The 18,420-nt window shown below is 72.3% G+C and carries 13 protein-coding genes and 2 pseudogenes; 6 read left to right on the top strand and 9 right to left on the bottom strand.

Annotation, left to right across the window (positions count from 1 at the left end):
• The 5 genes and pseudogenes from ABT288_RS44945 to ABT288_RS44965 all read right to left on the bottom strand — a co-directional run.
• Positions 1-441, bottom strand: a pseudogene (locus ABT288_RS44945) (hypothetical protein); the annotation flags it as partial.
• Between the two features lie 5 nt (positions 442-446).
• The gene (locus ABT288_RS44950; protein WP_351621325.1) at positions 447-1,322 is read right to left on the bottom strand and encodes an AAA family ATPase; all 876 of its coding nucleotides are present in this window, start codon (positions 1,320-1,322) and stop codon (positions 447-449) included.
• Between the two features lie 15 nt (positions 1,323-1,337).
• Positions 1,338-2,192, bottom strand: coding sequence for an FAD binding domain-containing protein (locus ABT288_RS44955; protein WP_351621328.1), 855 nt, complete (start codon positions 2,190-2,192; stop codon positions 1,338-1,340).
• Complete coding sequence (locus ABT288_RS44960; protein ID WP_351621331.1) at positions 2,189-4,666, bottom strand: xanthine dehydrogenase family protein molybdopterin-binding subunit; 2,478 nt, start codon at positions 4,664-4,666, stop codon at positions 2,189-2,191. Before ABT288_RS44960 ends, ABT288_RS44955 begins: the two co-directional genes overlap by 4 nt.
• Positions 4,663-5,154, bottom strand: a complete 492-nt coding sequence (locus tag ABT288_RS44965) for a (2Fe-2S)-binding protein (RefSeq protein WP_351621334.1) — start codon at positions 5,152-5,154, stop codon at positions 4,663-4,665. Before ABT288_RS44965 ends, ABT288_RS44960 begins: the two co-directional genes overlap by 4 nt.
• A 500-nt stretch (positions 5,155-5,654) precedes the next feature.
• On the opposite strand from ABT288_RS44965, the gene ABT288_RS44970 reads away from it, so the two are divergent.
• Positions 5,655-7,523 carry a cellulase family glycosylhydrolase gene (locus ABT288_RS44970; protein ID WP_351621336.1) on the top strand — a complete coding sequence of 623 codons (1,869 nt, stop codon included), beginning with the start codon at positions 5,655-5,657 and terminating at the stop codon, positions 7,521-7,523.
• Positions 7,524-7,586: 63 nt separating this feature from the next.
• Here the strand turns inward: ABT288_RS44970 and ABT288_RS44975 are convergent, their stop codons facing one another.
• Positions 7,587-8,840 carry a YncE family protein gene (locus tag ABT288_RS44975; RefSeq protein ID WP_351621339.1) on the bottom strand — a complete coding sequence of 418 codons (1,254 nt, stop codon included), beginning with the start codon at positions 8,838-8,840 and terminating at the stop codon, positions 7,587-7,589.
• Positions 8,841-8,991: 151 nt separating this feature from the next.
• Here ABT288_RS44975 and ABT288_RS44980 point away from each other — a divergent pair, with 151 nt between their 5' ends.
• Together ABT288_RS44980 and ABT288_RS44985 are read left to right on the top strand one after the other, a co-directional pair.
• Positions 8,992-9,654 carry a TetR/AcrR family transcriptional regulator gene (locus tag ABT288_RS44980; protein ID WP_351621342.1) on the top strand — a complete coding sequence of 221 codons (663 nt, stop codon included), beginning with the start codon at positions 8,992-8,994 and terminating at the stop codon, positions 9,652-9,654.
• A gap of 147 nt (positions 9,655-9,801) precedes the next feature.
• Complete coding sequence (locus ABT288_RS44985) at positions 9,802-10,827, top strand: alcohol dehydrogenase catalytic domain-containing protein (RefSeq protein ID WP_351621345.1); 1,026 nt, start codon at positions 9,802-9,804, stop codon at positions 10,825-10,827.
• Positions 10,828-10,855: 28 nt separating this feature from the next.
• Here the strand turns inward: ABT288_RS44985 and ABT288_RS44990 are convergent, their stop codons facing one another.
• Positions 10,856-12,085, bottom strand: coding sequence for a glycosyltransferase (locus ABT288_RS44990; RefSeq protein ID WP_351621358.1), 1,230 nt, complete (start codon positions 12,083-12,085; stop codon positions 10,856-10,858).
• A 205-nt stretch (positions 12,086-12,290) separates the two neighbouring features.
• Here ABT288_RS44990 and ABT288_RS44995 point away from each other — a divergent pair, with 205 nt between their 5' ends.
• Positions 12,291-14,246, top strand: coding sequence for a ricin-type beta-trefoil lectin domain protein (locus ABT288_RS44995; protein ID WP_351621348.1), 1,956 nt, complete (start codon positions 12,291-12,293; stop codon positions 14,244-14,246).
• Positions 14,247-14,258: 12 nt separating this feature from the next.
• On the opposite strand, the gene ABT288_RS45000 is transcribed toward ABT288_RS44995, so the two are convergent.
• The gene (locus ABT288_RS45000; RefSeq protein WP_351621351.1) at positions 14,259-14,597 is read right to left on the bottom strand and encodes a hypothetical protein; all 339 of its coding nucleotides are present in this window, start codon (positions 14,595-14,597) and stop codon (positions 14,259-14,261) included.
• Positions 14,594-16,228: an aa3-type cytochrome oxidase subunit I gene (ctaD, locus tag ABT288_RS45005; RefSeq protein ID WP_351621353.1), complete on the bottom strand. Its 1,635-nt coding sequence runs from the start codon at positions 16,226-16,228 to the stop codon at positions 14,594-14,596. The genes ABT288_RS45000 and ctaD overlap by 4 nt, the downstream gene beginning before the upstream one ends.
• 106 nt (positions 16,229-16,334) lie before the next feature.
• On the opposite strand from ctaD, the pseudogene ABT288_RS45010 reads away from it, so the two are divergent.
• Together ABT288_RS45010 and ABT288_RS45015 are read left to right on the top strand one after the other, a co-directional pair.
• Positions 16,335-16,838: pseudogene (locus tag ABT288_RS45010) on the top strand (RNA polymerase sigma factor); the annotation flags it as partial.
• 301 nt (positions 16,839-17,139) lie between these two features.
• Positions 17,140-18,129 carry a CU044_5270 family protein gene (locus ABT288_RS45015; protein WP_351621356.1) on the top strand — a complete coding sequence of 330 codons (990 nt, stop codon included), beginning with the start codon at positions 17,140-17,142 and terminating at the stop codon, positions 18,127-18,129.
• Positions 18,130-18,420: the final 291 nt, after the last annotated feature.

Raw genomic sequence — 18,420 nt, forward strand, 5'->3', positions numbered from 1 at the left:
CGGCTCGCCCTCGCCCCGCGTACGGGGTCCCGTGGGCGCCTCCCGGGTGACGAGCCGCGGCCGGGGCGGGGGAGCGGCGCGCACCGCCCGACGGGGCTGCTCGCCGGCGGAACCGAAGTAGGCGGCGAACACCCGCTCGTACCGCTCCAGATCGTCGTGCCCGCCGCACAGCGTCGCCCGCCCCGCCCAGTACACGTCCGCCCGCACCCCCGGCCGCAGGGCGGCCACGGCCCGCAGGAAGGCGTGCAGACGCTCGGTGCTCGCCCCGACACCGGCCGCGCGCACCGCCCGCACGAAGCCGACCAGCACGGCGTCGGCCCCGAGGGGCTGCGCGTCTGCTCCGAGGCGTGCGGCGGCGGTGCCGAGGCGTTCGGCGTCCCTCTGGTGCCGTACGGCGTCCGGCCCCCGCGGCCGGTCCGTCCCGTTCCCGGTCGTGCCCACCGCCCTCACCCGCCCCGGGCCGCGAGGACCGCCGCGAGATCGAGCCCCCGTGCCCGGTCCGCGTCCTCCCGGTACTTCAGTACGGAGCCCAGCGTCGCCACCGCCAGCTCGGCGTCCACCTCGCTCGCCCCCAGCGCGTCCAGGGCCTCGGCCCAGTCGAGGGTCTCGGCCACCCCGGGCGGTTTGAGGAGGTCCGCGCCCCGCAGCGCCTGCACCAGCGCCGTGACCTGCTCGGCCAGCCGCGCCGACACCTGAGGCAACCGGCGGCGCACGATGGCCAGTTCGCGCGCGAAGGAGGGGTGGTCGAACCAGTGGTACAGGCACCGCCGTTTCAGCGCGTCGTGCACCTCGCGGGTGCGGTTCGAGGTCAGCACGGCCACCGGCGGATGCTCGGCGCGCAGCGTGCCCAGCTCCGGGATGGTCACGGAGTACTCGGACAGCAGCTCCAGCAGGAACGCCTCGAACTCGTCGTCGGCCCGGTCGATCTCGTCCACCAGCAGCACCGACGGCTGGGTCTGCAGGGCCTGGAGCAGCGGCCGGGCGATGAGGAAACGGCGGTCGTACAGCTCGCTCTCCAGCCGGTCCGCGTCCGTGACCCCGGCCGCCTCGGCGGCCCGCAGGTGCAGCAGCTGGCGCGGGAAGTCCCAGTCGTACAGGGCCTGCGAGGCGTCGATGCCCTCGTGGCACTGCAGCCGGATCAGCGGCGCGCCGAGCGCCTCGGCGAGGGCGGAGGCGAGCGCGGTCTTGCCCACGCCCGCGTCGCCCTCGCAGAACAGCGGCCGGTGCAGCCTCAGGGCCAGGAAGCAGGTGACGGCCAGCCCTTCGTCGACGAGGTAACCCGTCTCCTCCAGGCGGGCCCGCACCCGCTCCGGGTCGTCCATCTCGATGATCGGCGCTCACCCCATTCCGGTGGCGGTCAGCACCGCCCGCCTGGTCAGCACGCGTGCCAGGTGCCGCCGGTACTCGGGCGAGGCGGACAGATCCTGCGCCGGCCGGGTCCCTTCCGCCGCCGCCCGGGCGGCCCGGGCCACGGCCTGCGGCCCGTCGGCGCCCGCCAGCGCCTCCTCGGCCGCGGTCGCCCTGAGCGGGGTCGCCCCCATGTTGGTCAGCCCGACACGTGCCTCGGCGATCCGCCCTTCGTCGCTGCGCACCAGCGCGGCGACGCCGACGGTGGCCCAGGACTGGGCGACGGGGTGGAACTTCTCGTAGTGGAAGCCCCAGCCGTCCGTCTTCGGGATGCGCACCTCCAGCAGCAGTTCGTCGTCGGCGAGCGCCGACTGCAGGTAGTCCACGAAGAACTCGCGCGCGGCGATGGTCCGGCGCCCGGCGGGACCGGCCACGACCAGTTCGGCGTCCAGGGCGAGGGCCACGGCGGGCAGGTCACCGGCCGGGTCGGCGTGGGCGAGCGAGCCGCCGAGGGTGCCCCGGTGGCGGACGGCCGGGTCGGCCACCGTGGCGGTCGCCTCCGCCAGCAGCCCGGCGTGCCGGCGCACCAGCGGGTCGTGCACCACCTCGTGGTGCGTGGTCATCGCACCGATGACGAGCGTGTCACCGTCCTCCCGCACTCCGCGCAGCTCGGGGATCCGGCCCACGTCCACGAGCAGTTCCGGGAAGGCCAGCCGCAGCCGCAGCAGCGGCACCAGGCTCTGCCCGCCGGCCAGCACCTTCGCCTCCTCGCCCGCGCCGGCGAGCGCGCGTACCGCCTCCGCGACGCTGTCCGGACGGGTGTACTCGAACGCGGGGGGAATCATGCCGAGCCCTCCTCACCCGGCTGACCGTGCTGACCCGGCTCGCCCGACCGGGCCGCCCGGCCGGACTGCCCGGACCGGGCGGGACCCGTGCCGCCGGTCCCGCCGGCCGTACCGGAGCGCGCCTCCTGGATCGCCTGCCACACCCGGTGCGGTGAACACGGCATCCGCACGTCCCGCACCCCGAGCGGCCTGAGCGCGTCCACAACGGCGTTGACCACGGCGGGTGTCGACGCGATCGTCCCCGCCTCGCCCACGCCCTTGACACCGAGGGCGTTCGAGGCCGCCGGTGTCTCCGTCCGGTCGGTGACGAAGTCGGGCAGGTCGGCCGCCGACGGCACGAGGTAGTCGGCCAGGGTGCCGGACACCAGGTTGCCGTCGTCGTCGTACACGGCCTCCTCGTACAGCGCCTGCGCGATGCCCTGCGCGAGCCCGCCGTGCACCTGGCCCTCGACGATCATCGGGTTGACGACCCGGCCGACGTCGTCGACGCAGACGTACGACCTGATGAGCGTCCGCCCGGTCTCCGTGTCCACCTCGACCGCGCACAGGTGGGTGCCGTGCGGGTAGGAGAAGTTCTCCGGGTCCACCACATGCTCGGCGTTGATGGTGGGCTCGAGGCCGTCGGGCAGGTCGTGGTTGGTGAACGTCTCGAAGGCGATCTCCTGGATGGTCCTGCGGGCCTCCGGTGAGCCCTTCACGGAGAACACGCCGTCGCTGAACTCCAGGTCCTGCTCGCTGGCCTCCAGCAGATGGGCGGCGACCTTCCGCGCCTTCTCGACGACCGTCCTCGCGGCCCGGTGCACGGCCTCGCCGCCGACGGCCAGCGACCGCGATCCGTAGGTGTCCATGCCCTGCGGGGCCGCCCTGGTGTCGCCGTGCACCACCTCGACGTCCTCGAAGGGCACGCCGAGCACGTCGGCCGCGATCTGGCTCCAGCAGGTCTCGTGGCCCTGCCCGTGCGGGCTGGTGCCGGTGACGACCTCGACCTTGCCGGTGGGCAGCATGCGGATGCTCGCCGCCTCCCAGCCGCCGGCGCCGTACCTGAGGTCGCGCAGCACCCGGCTCGGCGCGAGCCCGCACATCTCGGTGTACGTCGACACGCCGATGCCGAGCCGCACCGGATCGCCGCGCTCGTTGCGCCCCCGCTGCTCGGCGCGCAGGTCGTCGTACCCGAACAGGGCGAGCGCCTTGTCGGTGGCCGCCTCGTAGTTGCCGCTGTCGTAGGTCAGCCCGGCGATCGAGGTGTACGGGAACTCGTCGTGCCGGATCCAGTTCCGGCGCCTCAACTCCAACGGATCCAGGCCGAGTTCGGCGGCCAGCTCGTCCATGGTCCGCTCGATGGCGAAGGTCGCCTCGGGGCGCCCGGCGCCGCGGTAGGCGTCGGTGGGCGTGCGGGTGGTGAAGACCCCGGTGCAGGTGAACTCGTAGGCGTCCATCTTGTAGATCGCCGGGTACATGAAGGCGCCGAGGATCGGGATGCCGGGGGTGACGAGCATCAGGTAGGCGCCCATGTCGGCGAGCAGGCCGACCTTCAGGCCGAGCACCTTTCCCTCGCGGGTGGCGGCCACCTCGACGTCCTGGATCATGCCGCGGCCGTGGTGGGTGGCGAGCGCGCCCTCGGAACGGGACTCGGTCCACTTCACCGGCCGGCCGAGCTTGCGAGCGACCGCGAGCGCGAGGGCCTCCTCGCCGTACACCTGGAGCTTGGAGCCGAAGCCGCCGCCCACGTCCGGGGCGATCACCCGGAGCTTGTGCTCGGGGATGCCGGTGACCGTGGACAGCATGATCCGCAGGATGTGCGGGATCTGGGTCGCCGAGTACACGGTGTACTCGCCGGATGCGGCGATCGGGGTGACGACGACGGCGCGCGGCTCCATGGCGTTGGGGATCAGCCGCTGCTGGTGGTAGCGGCGCTCGAGCGTCACCTCGGCGCGGTCCCGCACCGCCGCGAAGCTCTCGCCGGTGGCGAGCGGCCAGGTGTAGCAGCGGTTGGTGCCCTTGCCGGTGTGGACCAGCGGGGCGCCTTCCGCCAGCGCCGCCTCCAGGTCGAGGACCGGGGGCAGCGGGTCGTAGTCGACCTCGATCGCCTCCAGGGCGTCGGCGGCCGCGTACCGGTCGCGGGCCACCACGACCGCGACCGGGTCGCCCGCGTAGCGGACCTCGTCGACGGCGACCGGCGGGTGGTCGGGCAGCACGATGTCCTCGGTCACCGGCCAGGCGCAGGGCAGCGAGCCCAGCCCCTCGGCGAGGTCGGCGCCGCAGAACGCCGCGACGACACCGGGGTATTCGAGGGCCGGGGAGACGTCGACGCGGGTGACGCGGGCGTGGGCCATCGGGCTGCGCAGGATCGCCAGGTGCAGCAGTCCGGCCACCTGGATGTTGTCGGTCCAGTTGGTCTGGCCGGTGATCAGCCGGGCGTCCTCCTTGCGCAGCCGACGGCGTCCGACCTCGCGTTCGACGGCCTGGCCGGTCATGCCGTGACCTCCTCGGCAGCCGCATGAGCCGGTTGCCCGGACGCGGCGAGCACCGCGCGGACGATGTTCTGGTAACCGGTGCAGCGGCAGAGGTTGCCCTCCAGGCCCTTCCGGACCTCGTCCGCGTCGGGGTGCGGGTTCTCGCGCAGCAGATCGCGCGCGGCCATGATCATGCCCGGCGTGCAGTAGCCGCACTGGAGGCCGTGCTGTTCGTGGAAGGCGCGCTGGAGCGCCGTCCACTCGCCGTCCCGGGCGAGCCCCTGGATCGTCGTCACCGCGCAGCCGTCCGCCTGCACGGCGAGCACCGAGCAGCTCTTCACGCTGGCTCCGTCCAGGTCGACCGTGCAGGTGCCGCAGTTGGAGGTGTCGCAGCCGATCGTGGTGCCGGTGAGGCCGAGGCGGTCACGCAGGTAGTGGGCCAGGAGGAGACGGGGCTCCACGTCGTCCTCGTACGTCGTGCCGTCCACGTTCACCGAGATGTGGGTCATGGGCCCTCCAGACCGTGCGGGAGAGGGTCTTCAGCCAGGGATTTTCAGCCGTCGGACGTGATGTACGTCACCCTACGACCGCGCCCTGGTCACGGCGAGTGCTGTGGCGGGGCATTTGTTGAGCGTTAACTCATTGTCGCCGGGCGCCGGTGTCCGCTGCGCCGCACGGCGCCGGTCGTCACGCAGAGAGGGCCAGTCATGCGCGCTGCGTGCATGCCAGCAGGCCGTCCGCACCGCTGGTCCCGATGGGGGAGGCCGCCGCGCCCGGCACGCCCACCACCCGTCGCGCCTCCGGTTTCGGCCCGGCCGAGGCCGACCGCCGGGCATCGAGAGTGCGGCCTGGACGTGTGCTTCCGTGAGGCGGCGACCCTGGGCATCGAACGGCCGGTCGGCGCCGGTCATGCCGTGGAGTTCAACGGTCACCTCCCTGACCGATAGTCAACTTACTGAAGAGTCAGAAGGTATTGACGCCGCCCGGACCCCACCGGACTGTGGTGGACATGCCGAATATCCGGGTGCGTCTGCTGGTTGTTCTGGTCGTCCTCTGCGGATTCCTGACGGTGACGGGCCACCCGCCCGCCACCGCCGCCACCCCCGCCCTCCCCGCCGACTCCCTCTGGTTCGACGGCACCCCGCTCACCGTGCAGGGCGGCCGCTTCACCGACGGCCAGGGGCGTGAGATCGTCCTGCGCGGCTACAACGTCTCCGGCGAGACCAAGCTCGAGGAGAACGGCGGGCTGCCCTTCGCCTCGGTGGCCGACGCCGAGAAGTCGGCGACCGCGCTGCGCGCCCTCGGTGGCGCGAACACCGTACGGTTCCTGCTCTCCTGGGCGCACGCCGAACCGGTGCGCGGCCAGGTGGACACCGGCTACCTGGCCGCCGTCACCGAGCAGATGCGCGCCTTCCTGGACGCCGGCATCCGCGTCTTCCCCGACTTCCACCAGGACCTGTACTCCCGCCACCTGTTCAACAGCGGCAGCTGGTACACGGGCGACGGGGCGCCCAAGTGGGCGGTGGACGCGGGGAGTTATCCGGCCGAGTCCTGCGGCATCTGCCTCTTCTGGGGCCAGAACATCACCCAGAACGCCGCCGTGCAGCAGGCGCAATACGACTTCTGGCACAACACCTACGGCCTCCAGGACGCCTTCCTCACCACCGCGCAGACGGCCATGGCCTACCTCCGACAGCACCTGAACGCCGCCGAGTTCGCGGGCATCGCGGGATTCGACCCGTACAACGAGCCCTACGCGGGCCGGTACGACTCCGGCCAGGCCTCCCGCACCTGGGAGAAGGACCTGCTGTGGCCGTTCTACGAGAAGTTCCGCGCCCGCATGGACGCCGCCGGCTGGCAGGACAGGCCCACCCTCGTGGAGCCCAACCTGTTCTGGAACGCCAACATCTCCACCCAGAAGCAGGAGGGCGGTCTGCTGGACGCGGGCACGCTCGGCCCGGGGTACGTCTTCAACACCCACTTCTACGACCAGAAGGCCATCTCCGGCATCCTGATGTGGGGCAAGGCCGCCGACGGCCAGTACGCCGCCGACTTCGCCGCCGTCCGCGACCGCGCCGCGGCCGCCGGCACCGCCGCCGTGGTCAGTGAGTTCGGCCACCCGCTGTCCGGGACGGTCTCCGACAAGGCGCCGACCGTCCTGAAGGCCATGTACCAGGCCCTCGACTCCCGTGTGCCGGGCGCGAGCTGGTGGCAGACCCCGGCCGCCTCCGGTCCGGTGCTCTCCGGCACCCAGTGGCAGTGGGACCTCTACAACGGCCGGCACCACGAGCTGATGAACGGCAACCCCGACAAGGTGCGCACCTCCGGCGACGCCTGGAACGACGAGGACCTCTCCGCCGTACGCCTGGACGACTCCGGAAACGTCATCCTCCGCCAGGACGCCCGGCTGCTGGACCGCCTCTACCCGAGCGCCACGGCCGGTACGGCCCTCGCGTTCACCTACGAGGACCGCTCCCGCGACGGCTCCACCACCCTCACCTGGAACCCGGTCCCGTCCTCGCTGCCGAACGTGGCGAAGCTGGTGGGCTCCGGCCAGTACGGATTGCTGGTGTGGCGCTCCGGAGACGGCAGCGCACCCACCGAACTGCATCTGCCGGCGTCCTTCCCCACCGCGTCCACCACCGTCGTCTCCGACCTGGGAACGGCGTACGCGCCGCCCGTCTATACCGGCGCCGCCACCCCGGTCGCCGTCGCCCCCGAGCCGGGCGGCACCGGCAGCCGCCGCCTGCTGCTCACCGACACGGACTCCGGCGCCCTGCACTACGCGCTGGTGACCAACGGGGCCACGGCGCCCTCGGCGGGCCTGCTGAGCGCGGCGGAGTCCGAGCTGGCCGGGTGGGCGGCGGCGCACTTCTGAGCCGCCGGGCAGGAGCCGTACGGCCCCGGGAGGAGTGGGGTCACCCCGGAGGCCGTACGGCGCTCAACTCCCGGTCGGACCCGTCCAGTCGGCCTGGACATGCCCCAGCCGGACGCGCTGCGGGTGGTCGCCGACCGGCACGGACAGCACCTTCTGGCCGGTGGCGAAGTCGATGGCCGTGACCTGGTCGGCGCCGGCCTCGGAGATGACGCAGTCCTTGCCGTCGCCGCTCACGGTCGCCCAGTAGGGCGTGGAGGCGGTGATCAGCGGGCCGACGTCGAAGGAGGCCCGGTCGACCACGGTGGCGTAGTTGTCCATCGTTCCGGCGACGCACAGCTTGGTGCCCTCGGGGTTCATGGAGATGCCGTGGTGGCGCGAGTCCAGCAGCCAGGTGGTGCGGTCCGGGTTCGTCGCCGGGTTCTCCGGCAGCGTCTTCACCCGGGTGATCCTGTCCGCGGCGACGTCGTACTCCAGGAAGCCGTTGAAGAACGACACCTGGAAGTACAGCTTGGACCAGTCGGGGGTGAAGGCGGCGGGCCGGACGGCGTCGGAGAAGTCCTTCAGGCCGATCGCGTCCAGCCGCTGCCGCATGTCGATCGTCCTGACCTGCTTGAACGTGGTCGCGTCGACGACGGTGATGTGCCGGTCGCCCTTGGTCCAGTCCCAGCCGGGGTCGTCGAGGGACGTGGTCACCTCGCCGATGGACATGTTCCAGATGTACGTGCCGCCGTTCGTGAAGAAGTTCTCGTGCGGCTTGTCGCCGGTGCCGAACTCACCCAGTTCCCTACCGGTGCCGATGTCGAGCACCTGCACCTTGTTCGCGGTGGACGCCGAGACGGCGACGCGGGTGCCGTCGGGTGAGACCGCCATGTGGTCGGCACGGTAACCGGCCACCGGAAAGCGCCAGTTGATCCTGTCGGTGGCCAGGTCGATGGAGACGACGTCGGCGAAGCTGGGCCGGGAGACGACCACGGACCTGCCGTCGGGCGTGGAGTACATGTCGTCCACGTACTGGTCGTGTCCCTGGCCGACCTGGTTGCGGATGGACGTGTAGTAGATCCACTTGACCGGGTCGGCGTTGATCTCGGCCAGCCGCTCCGCCTTGTCGGGGACGACGTTGATCCGGCCGATCCTCGCGAAGTCGCCGGAGGACCTGATGACGTCGGCGGTGCCGTCCCAGTTGTTGCCGACGAACAGCACCTCGCGCAGACCGGCGGAGCTGCCACTCGCGGCGGAGGCGGCGGTCGCCGGGCCGGCGGCGGTCAGGACGAGGGCGGCGGCCACGGAGCACAGGTGCCTGGTTCTGGAGGCAGGCATGACTGCTCTCTTTCCTCGGGGGAGTGTGCGGGAAATCTGAACACGGGCGCATTCACAGTGAACTTACTGAAAAGTAAGGAACGAACGGCCTTCGCGACAAGATGTGTGCACGACAAGATTGGGTGGCCGGGCGGCGGACGGAGGGGGAAACGTGACGGGCAGGCTCAAGGCGCCGACGGGCCGCTACGGCGGCAGATCGGCCGAGGAACGGCAGGCCGAGCGGCGCCGGCGATTCCTGGACGCGGCCCTGGAGCTGTTCGGCGGTGCACCCGGCTACCGCGGCACGACGGTCGCCGCCCTGAGCCAGGCCGCGGGCCTGTCGACGCGTCAGTTCTACGAGGAGTTCCGCACCCTGGAGGACGCGCTCGCCGCCCTGCACCTCCAGGTCAACGACTGGGCAGAACAGGCGGTGCTGGACGCCCTCGCCACGGCGGACGGGCTGCCGCTGGCCGAACGCGCCGGCGTGCTCTTCCGGGCCTACGCCCGCGACGTCACCTCCGACCCGCGCCGCATCCGCATCACCTTCGTGGAGATCGTCGGCGTCAGCCCCCGCCTGGAGGAGCAGCGGCTGGCCCGCCGGGCCCGCTGGATCGACCTCATCCGCGCCGAGGCGGACGCGGCCGTGGCGCGCGGGGAGGCGGCGCCCCGCGACTACCGCCTCGCCGCGACGGCCTTCGTCGGCAGCGTCAACGGCCTGCTGCACGACTGGAGCGCCGGCTGGGTGGACGCCACGCTGGACGAGGTGGTGGACGAGCTGGTCCGGTTGCTGCTGGGCATCCTGCGCCCGGAGGGCTGGCGGCTGCGGCCCGCGTGACACCGCGCTGCCCGCCCTGTCGGCCCAGGTCGGCACGGGTCCCCGCGGTTCGGCGCGCGGGATCGGCCCGGAACTGGTCTGCTGGTGCGGGGGCGGGCGCAGCCGTGCCCGGAACGCAGGACACACCGCCGGACCCAGGAGAGTGTGATGAGTACCTATCGAGTTGCGCAGGTGACGAGCGCGGGCGGCCCGTTCGGACTGGTCGAACGGGAGGTGTCCGAGCCGGGGCCCGGTCAGGTGAGGATCGCCGTCGAGGCGTGCGGCATCTGCCACAGCGACACCATGTTCGTGAACGCCGCCGTGCCGGGCCTGACGTTCCCGGTGGTCGCCGGGCACGAGATCGCCGGCCGCGTCGAGGCGCTCGGCGAGGGCACGCAGGACTGGGGCTACCAGGCCGGCGACCGGGTCGCGGTCGGCTGGTTCGGCGGCTCTTGCGGCCACTGCCCGTCCTGCCGGCGGGGCGACTTCATCGTGTGCACCACCCTGAAGGTCCCCGGCTGGGCCTACGACGGAGGCTTCGCGGAGAAGGTGATCGCGCCCGTCGACGCCCTGGCCCGGATCCCGGACGCGCTGGCGGCGAGCGACGCCGGGCCCATGGCCTGCGCCGGTGTGACCACGTACAACGGGCTGCGGCGCAGCTCCGCCCGGCCCGGGGACCTGGTCGCGGTGCTCGGTCTGGGCGGCCTCGGGCACCTCGGGGTGCAGTACGCGGCGGCGATGGGCTTCGAGACCGTGGCGATCGCCCGGGGCGCGGAGAAGGCCGACTTCGCCAAGCAACTCGGCGCGCACCACTACGTCGACAGCACCTCCGGCACCCCGGTCGCCGAGGCCCTGCAGTCCCTCGGCGGCGCGAGCGTCGTCCTGGCCACCGCGGGGAGCTCCGAGGCCATCACGGCCACCGTGGACGGCCTCGCACCGCGCGGTGAGCTCGTGGCCATCGGCGCGGTTCCCGAGGCGATGGGCATCAGCCCACTGCAGCTGATCATGGGCGCCCGGGTCGTGCGCGGCCACCCGTCCGGCACCTCGCAGGACGTGCAGGACACCATGGAGTTCAGCGCCCTGCACGGCATCCGCCCCACGACCGAGACCGTGCCGCTGGACGACGTGACCGCGGCCTACCAGAAGATGCTCTCCGGCAAGGCGCGCTTCCGGATGGTCCTCACCAACCACTGATCCGTGCGGGCCGGCTCCGGCCGGCCTGTCAGCCGCCCAGCCGGTCCAGCGCCGCGAGTACCGGCGCGGCACCGTCCTCGTCACGGATGCGGGCGCCCAGACAGCGCGCCCGCTCCCGGTACCCCGGCTCCCGGGTGGCCCGCGCCAGGGCGGGGGCCAGCGTGTCCACGGTGAGACGGCGCAGCGGTACGACGCCCGGGGCGACCCCCAGTGCGACCAGCCGGGCGGACCAGAACCCCGCGTCGAACTGGACCGGCACCGGCACGGCCGGCACCCCGGCGCGCAGCCCCGCCGCGGTCGTCCCCGCGCCCGCGTGGTGGACCACCGCGGCCATCCGCGGGAAGAGCAGCGCGTGCGGGACCTCGTCGATGGTCAGCATGTCGTCACCGGCGGCCGCGAGCCCGGCCCAGCCGCGCTGGATCACCCCGCGCAGCCCCGCCCGCCGCAGCGCCCCGAGCACCTGGGCGCTGAGCCGGGCCGCGTCCGGCACGGTGGCACTGCCCAGTCCGACGAAGACCGGCGCCGGGCCGGCGTCGAGGAACTCCGTCAGGTGGCCGGGGAGTCGTGCCTCCGAGTCGTACGGCCACCAGTAGCCGCTCACCGTGAGGCCGGCCCGCCAGTCCCGGGGCCTGGGCACCACCAGGGGGCTGAAACCGTGGTGCACCGGCCAGTGCCCGCGCTCGCGGGCCCGCCGCGCCCTGCCGGTGCCCACCGGAGGCAGACCGAGCTCAGCGCGCACCCCCGGAACGGTGGCCGCGAAGACGTGGTCCACGGCGAGGCCCACACCGAGTCCGGCGATCCGGTTGGCCGCAGCGCCCCAACGGCCGCCACCGAGCACCGGAGGCGCGAACTCCCGGGTGGCGGCGAGGGGTTGCAGATAGACGCCCATGCTCGGCATCCGCAGTCCCTCGGCGATCGCGTGCCCGAGCGGAGCCAGCGAGGCGGACAGCAGCAACACCTCGGCGTCCCGGGCCGCCGTCAGCAGATCCTCGGTCATCCGCCCGACCAGCCGCCGCGCCAGGTCCACCACCCGCAGCAACTTCCCGGCACCGCTGGCACTGCGGTGCAGGCCCCGGCCGCGCGGGGACTCCAGCTCCGCCAGGGGATCGACCGGCAACGCGTGGAACCGTACGCCGGAGCCCGCCACCAGCGGCTCGAAGCGGGCGTGGGTGACCAGGGTGACCTCGTGTCCGGCCCGGGCGAGCCGGTGCCCCAGTCCGGTGTAGGGGGCCACATCGCCCCGGGACCCCGCCGTCATGATCGCAACGCGCACGACGGCCAGTATGGCGGGACAACACCGGTTCGAGCACCAACGCCCCTCATTTCCGGGCGACTTCACCCCTGCCGGATCCGTTGACTTCACCCCTGGGTGGCCCTACGGTCGGCCCGCAACATGTTCGGCCAACCGATCCTCATTCGAAATATCGACCACAATGGAATCCGTCCCGCATGCGGAGGAGCCGATGTACCCCCCACCCGGACTTGTCAGACGCTGCAGAGCCGTCGCCGTGCGCGCCCTCGTCCTCGCCCTCACCGCGGCCGCCACGCTCCTGTTCGCCGGGCCGGGCCCGGCCCGGGCGGCGACGCTCCGCCAAGTGGCCGTCCCCGCGGCGCCGATGGGCTGGGCCTCCTGGAACAGCTTCGCCGCGAAGATCGACCACGACGTCATCAGGCGGCAGACCGACGCGTTCGTCGCCGCCGGACTCCCCGGCGCCGGATACCAGTACGTCAACATCGACGAGGGCTGGTGGCAGGGCACCCGCGACGGCGACGGCAACATCACCGTCGACACCGGTGCATGGCCCGGCGGGATGAGCGCCATCGCCGACTACATCCACAGCAAGGGCCTGAAGGCCGGCATCTACACCGACGCCGGCAAGAACGGCTGCGGCTACTACTACCCGACCGGCCGCCCGGCCGCCCCGAACACCGGCAGCGAGGGCCACTACGACCAGGACATGCTCCAGTTCTCGAAGTGGGGCTTCGACTTCGTCAAGGTCGACTGGTGCGGCGGCGACGCCGAGGGACTGGACGCGGCGACGACGTACAAGGCGATCAGCTCGGCCGTCGCCAGGGCCGCCCAGGCCACCGGCCGCCCGCTCACCCTCTCCGTCTGCGACTGGGGCAGGCAGAACCCGTGGAACTGGGCGCCGGGCCTCGCCCCGATGTGGCGCACCAGCACGGACATCGTCTACTCCGGCAACTCGCCCTCGCAGGCGAACATGTTGTCCAACTTCGACCAGGCGCTGCATCCGGCCGCCCAGCACACCGGTTACTACAACGACCCTGACATGCTGATGGTCGGCATGCCCGGCTTCACCGCCGCGCAGAACCGCACCCACATGGCCCTGTGGGCGGTCTCCGGTGCCCCCCTGCTGGCCGGCAACGACCTCACCGCCATGTCCGGCGAGACGGCCGCGATCCTGAAGAACCCCGAGGTCGTCGCCGTCGACCAGGACCCGCGCGGCCTGCAGGGCGTCAAGGTCGCCGAGGACACCACCGGACTCCGGGTCTACGGCAAGGTCCTGTCCGGCACCGGCAACCGGGCCGTGGTCCTGCTCAACCGCACCTCCGCCGCGCAGGACATCACCGTCCGCTGGTCCGACCTGGGTCTGACCGGGGCCACGGCCGCCGTGCGGGACCTGTGGGCCCGGAAGGACGTGGGCTCCTACGCCACGAGCTACACCACCAGCGTTCCCGCGGGCGGCTCGGTGCTGTTGAAAGTCAGCGGCAGCGAGGCGGCGAGCAGCGGCTACAGCGCCACGTCCACCGGCACGTACACCGGCGTGAGCGCCGCGAGCACCGGCCTGGGCGTGGTCGACATCGCCTACACCAACACGGCCGCCACGCCCGTCACCGCGACCCTCCGGGTGGACGGCCAGACCCCGACGACCGTCTCCTTCCCGCCCACCGGCTCCACCCAGGGCACGGTCTCGGTCCAGGTGCACCTCACCAAGGGAGCCGCCAACTCCCTCACCTTCACGGGAGGTCCGGCCCTGGGCGGCATCACGGTCCACCCGATACCCGGCACCGGCGGCACCCTCGTCGTCGGCAGACAGTCCGGCCGGTGCGCCGACATCTACGACAGCACCCTCACCAACGGCACCCAGGCCGAACTGTGGGACTGCAACGGCGGCGCCAACCAGGCCTGGACGTACACCTCACGCAAGGAACTCGTCGTCTACGGCGACAAGTGCCTCGACGCCTACAACCTCGGCACCACCGACGGCACCAAGGTCGTGATCTGGGACTGCAACGGCCAGGACAACCAGAAATGGACGGTGAACGCCGACGGCACGATCACCAACGTCCACGCGAGCCTGTGTCTGGACGCGTACAACGCCGGGACCGGCAACGGCACGTCGCTGGTGCTGTGGAGCTGCAACGGCGGCGACAACCAGAAGTGGTCCCGGACCTGATCCGCGGCGGCCCTACGCGGCGGCGGACACCACCAGCAGGCCCGCCGCCGCGAGCACCGCACACCCCAGCAGCACACACGCCAGCAGGCGCTGCCGCAGCGCCCGGTAGCGGCGCTCGTACGTCTGCCGCAGTTCCTCGGCGCGGTCGGCGGTGCGCTGCCACGACCGGCGGGACAGCGTCAGGTACTCCGCCTCGAACTCCCGCTCCAACACGTCTCGTTGGTCATCGGTGAGCCAGCCCAGCCGGGACGCGGTGCGCGCCGCCGCCGTACGTCCCTCCTGCCGTGCGGCGGCGAGCAGCAGATGACCCTCGATCTCCCGGACGAGGGCCCGCTCCTCCTGCGCCGTCACGATGCGCTCAACTCCCTTGGCCGACCGGACGTTTCGGGGTGGTGCAGATCGAAGGCGGGGGACTCGCTGCGGATCCGCGGCACGGTGAGGAAGTTGTGCCGCGGCGGCGGGCAGGAGGTCGCCCACTCCAGCGAACGGCCGTAGCCCCACGGGTCGTCGCTCTCGACCCGCTCGCCGTACTCGGCCGTCTTCCAGACGTTGTACAGGAACGGCAGCATCGACAGGCCGAGCAGGAACGAGAAGATCGTCGAGACCGTGTTGAGCGTGGTGAGCCCCTCGGCCGCGAGATAGTCGGGAATCCGGCGCTGCATGCCGTTCGTGCCCAGCCAGTGCTGGACCAGGAAGGTGCCGTGGAAGCCGGTGAACAGCGTCCAGAACGTCATCTTGCCGAGGCGCTCGTCCAGCATCTTGCCGGTCATCTTCGGCCACCAGAAGTGGAAGCCGGAGAACATGGCGAACACGACCGTGCCGAAGACGACGTAGTGGAAGTGGGCCACCACGAAATAGGAGTCGGAGGTGGCGAAGTCGACCGGCGGCGAGGCCAGCATGACGCCGGTCAGCCCGCCGAAGACGAACGTGACGAGGAATCCCATCACCCAGAGCATCGGCGTCTCGAAGGACAGCGAGCCCTTCCACATCGTGCCGATCCAGTTGAAGAACTTCACACCGGTCGGTACGGCGATCAGGAACGTCATGAAGGAGAAGAAGGGCAGCAGCACACCGCCGGTGACGTACATGTGGTGGGCCCACACGGTCACGGACAGACCGGCGATGGAGATGGTCGCGGCGATCAGGCCCATGTAGCCGAACATCGGCTTGCGGGAGAACACCGGGATCACTTCGCTGATGATGCCGAAGAACGGCAGCGCGATGATGTACACCTCCGGGTGTCCGAAGAACCAGAAGAGGTGTTGCCACAGCAGGGCTCCGCCGTTGGTGGCGTCGAAGACGTGGGCACCGAACTTGCGGTCCGCCTCCAGGGCGAACAGCGCGGCCGCCAGGACCGGGAAGGCCAGCAGGACCAGGACACCGGTCAGCAGCACGTTCCACACGAAGATCGGCATGCGGAACATGGTCATGCCCGGGGCGCGCATGCAGATGATCGTGGTGGTGAAGTTGACCGAGCCGAGGATGGTGCCGAAGCCGGACATGGCCAGACCCATGATCCACATGTCGGCGCCGACACCCGGGGAGCGGACCGCGTCCGACAGCGGGGAGTAGGCGAACCAGCCGAAGTCGGCCGCGCCCTGCGGGGTGAGGAAGCCGCCCACCGCGATCAGCGAGCCGAACAGGTACAGCCAGTAGGCGAACATGTTCAGCCGGGGGAACGCCACGTCGGGCGCCCCGATCTGCAGCGGCATGATCCAGTTCGCGAAGCCGGCGAACAGCGGCGTCGCGAACATCAGCAGCATGATCGTGCCGTGCATCGTGAACGCCTGGTTGAACTGCTCGTTCGACATGATCTGCAGGCCGGGACGGGCCAGCTCGGCGCGCATGATCAGTGCCATCACGCCACCGATCAGGAAGAACCCGAACGCGGTGACCAAATAGAGGGTCCCGATCGTCTTGTGATCGGTGGTCGTCAGCCACCGCACGGCGCGGATGCCCCTGAAGTCTCTGATCCTCTTCACGCCCCGCCTGTGTACGCGCCCGGCCCGCCGGTCACACTCGGACGACGCGAGAAGCATCACGGAAAAACGGTGTGACGATCCGGGCGGTGCCGGACACGAACGGAACATGAGCAACGACGAGATCTTCGCCGCTGCCTATCGCGAGCACTACTGGGCCGTCAGCCGCTATGTCGCGCGGCGACTGCCCGGACGGGCCGACGAGGTGGAGGAAGTGGTGGCGGAGGTGTTCACGGTCGCCTGGCGGCGCCGGCGCGACCTGCCGGACGCGCCGCTGCCCTGGCTGTACGGGGTGGCCCGCAACTGCCTGGCGAACGCGGTACGCGGCTACGGGCGGCGGCGCCGGCTGGTGGACCGATTGGGCAACGACGAGGCCGCCCACGGCCGGCACATCGTGGACAGCCCGGACGCGGAGACGCCCGGCGCCTGGGTGCACGAGGCCCTGGACCGGCTCTCCCCGGCCGACCAGGAGGTCCTGCGCCTCGCGGCCTGGGAGGAACTCGACGCCGCGCAGATCGCGGTCGCCCTGGGCTGCGGCGGACGCGCGGCGACGATGCGCCTGCACCGCGCCCGCCGCCGGCTGCGGGCCGAGATCGACCGCATGCGCCCGGCACCGCCCGCGAGGGCAGCGGTCCCCGAGCAGCGTGCGCGTCCCGCGGCGCCGGACGGCGTGCCGCGTCCCGAGCAGCCTTCCGAGGCATCGGACGGTGTGGCGCTCGCCGGGCGTCGGTCGGGACCCGGCACGTCCGTGCACGCGTCGCAGTCCGGGCATCGCACGCCCCCGGTGACGCCGACGACCGCCTCACCGTCGACGGAGGTGAGCGGGGAAGGCGCCCAGCCGGCATTTCCATCCCGTCCCGGCGACTCCGCTTCCGCCGCCCCCGTCGGCGTACCCCTGCGCAAGGACCACCGCGATGACTGACGAACTCGACCTCCTGCGCCGTGCCGACCCGGTACCGGCCCACGGCCCGTACTTCGGTGACGGTCCGCTCGACCACGGCGCCGAGCGGCGGCTGGAGCTGCTGCTCGGCGAGGACGAACGCCGTCCCGCCCCGCTCCGCACCCCGCGCCCCCGGCTGTGGTGGGGCCTGGCCGCCACCGCCGTCGTGCTGGCCACCACGCTCACCGCGCTGCTCGGCGGCCCGGGCAGTCCGCCCGCCGTGGCCGCGCCCCGCCCGCTGGCCGTGCGCGCCCACTCCACGGCCGTACCGCTGGACGGGATGGCCCAACTGGCCGCCGCGGCCGCCACGGGCGGTTCGCCCGGCCTGCGCAAGGGCACCCATGTGCAGTCCTGGAGCCTCGGCATGAGCGACGACAGGCCGCCGGTGACCCTCCCCGAGGAGCGCGTGGTGCGGTGGAGCGCCGACGACAGCCACACCGAGCTCGTCGTGGCGACCGACCCGCGCCACCCGGGCCGCCCGGTCCTCAGCGACGAGGGCGGCGCGCCGCACACGGTGGCGGACGGCCACGTGCTGAGCCGGACCACCTACCCGCCGAGCTGGAGCGACGCCCCGCCCGAGGCGCGGCCCCCGCACGCGCCGTCCGCCCTGCGGGACTACCTCGCCGAGACCGCCCGCACCGCCACCGGCTCCCTGACGACGTCCGAACTCCTCGACGCCGTGCAGGAGTTGCTGGACCACTGGACACTCGGTGCCCGGGAGTCCGCCGCGCTGGTCCGGATCCTCGCCGACGCCAAGGGCCTGCGCCCCGCCGGGCAGGTGACGGACCGGCTCGGGCGGCCGGGGGAGGCGTACACGTACGACGTCCCCGGCGCCCGGCGCATGCTCATCCTCGATCCGCGCACCGGCAGCGTCCTCGGCCTCGAGACCACCTTCACCCGGGACGACCCCCGGTACGGGGTGAAGGCCGGGGACGTGATGGAGTACAGCGCCTGGATGCGCTGACCCCCGTGGACCGCCCCCTCGGTGGTCGTGGTGGCGGGCAGGGCCACGTGCCGGGAGACGATGACGGCCTCGCGGCGGCGGTTCTGCTTCGGGGCCCCACGGGCCCGGCTCCAGGGTCACCGAGGGGGTGTACGAGGTTCAGGCCGCGTCCGTGGGACCGGGTGCCGTGGGATCGGACCCGGCGAGGAAGGCGGCCGCCTGGGCGCCCAGGCGGTGCGCGCCGATGGCCTCGGCCCAGCGCACGATCTCCGAGGCCAGTGCCCGGGCGCCCGCCTCGTCACCGGCGTCGCG

This window comes from Streptomyces sp. NPDC001093 (genome assembly GCF_040298985.1).
GTDB lineage: Bacteria > Actinomycetota > Actinomycetes > Streptomycetales > Streptomycetaceae > Streptomyces.

Bases quoted from the DNA above. Each gene is read 5' to 3' on its own strand.
- ABT288_RS44950 (WP_351621325.1), bottom strand. From the start codon at position 1,322: ATGGACGACCCGGAGCGGGTGCGGGCCCGCCTGGAGGAGACGGGTTAC.
- ABT288_RS44955 (WP_351621328.1), bottom strand. From the start codon at position 2,192: ATGATTCCCCCCGCGTTCGAGTACACCCGTCCGGACAGCGTCGCGGAG.
- ABT288_RS44960 (WP_351621331.1), bottom strand. From the start codon at position 4,666: ATGACCGGCCAGGCCGTCGAACGCGAGGTCGGACGCCGTCGGCTGCGC.
- ABT288_RS44965 (WP_351621334.1), bottom strand. From the start codon at position 5,154: ATGACCCACATCTCGGTGAACGTGGACGGCACGACGTACGAGGACGAC.
- ABT288_RS44970 (WP_351621336.1), top strand. From the start codon at position 5,655: ATGCCGAATATCCGGGTGCGTCTGCTGGTTGTTCTGGTCGTCCTCTGC.
- ABT288_RS44975 (WP_351621339.1), bottom strand. From the start codon at position 8,840: ATGCCTGCCTCCAGAACCAGGCACCTGTGCTCCGTGGCCGCCGCCCTC.
- ABT288_RS44985 (WP_351621345.1), top strand. From the start codon at position 9,802: ATGAGTACCTATCGAGTTGCGCAGGTGACGAGCGCGGGCGGCCCGTTC.
- ABT288_RS44990 (WP_351621358.1), bottom strand. From the start codon at position 12,085: ATGACGGCGGGGTCCCGGGGCGATGTGGCCCCCTACACCGGACTGGGG.
- ABT288_RS44995 (WP_351621348.1), top strand. From the start codon at position 12,291: ATGTACCCCCCACCCGGACTTGTCAGACGCTGCAGAGCCGTCGCCGTG.
- ABT288_RS45015 (WP_351621356.1), top strand. From the start codon at position 17,140: ATGACTGACGAACTCGACCTCCTGCGCCGTGCCGACCCGGTACCGGCC.